Annotated in this window: 1 protein-coding gene; it reads right to left on the bottom strand. The window is 49.5% G+C overall.

The features are described 5' to 3' along the window. Positions 1-322: 322 nt before the first annotated feature. Positions 323-509: hypothetical protein (locus R2S08_RS28840; protein WP_316838357.1), on the bottom strand; the 187-nt coding region annotated here is incomplete at its 5' end.

Raw genomic sequence — 509 nt, 5'->3', positions numbered from 1 at the left:
AAAATTCCTTAGCATATTGGCTAGGCGGGGTGCTGACCGTGCAATTCTTCTATTTTTCCGGTGGCCTTATATTTCCAGTCACCTTATATATAGAGCATATCCATCTGTAATAGGATATAATAGATGTACAACTCATATAGCGCTTAGTCAGGGGCTATAACAAGCTGCGAACGAAGATAAACCCGGTACGCCTGTGAACCGGACCTGGATTCGCATTTTCCGAATGAGCAGCGTTTGAGGTGCGGTTTTGATCCGTGGAGGTCCAGTTTTGGTTATAGGCCCTTGTTCCCCTCCTTTGAACTCCATTCTTACCTTATGCTTCCTAATCCTTTCTGTTGTTGTCTGGACCCTGCTTTTGTCTGCGCCCTGCCGGCTCTGCACCCTCCTCTGCACTTTGCCGGGAAAACTGGGGTATGCTGCGGAAAGGCCTCAGAGAGCTGCGGACCTTTTCGGTCCGCCTGATCTCGTTCAGCCTTGGAGCAGCATGCCCACAGTTTTCCACCAAGTCA

The sequence above is a fragment of the Pedobacter nutrimenti genome (genome assembly GCF_032678445.1).
Classification (GTDB): domain Bacteria; phylum Bacteroidota; class Bacteroidia; order Sphingobacteriales; family Sphingobacteriaceae; genus Pedobacter; species Pedobacter nutrimenti_A.
Note: the sequence above shows the minus strand (reverse complement) of the source record. Positions and strands in the feature narration are given on the sequence as shown.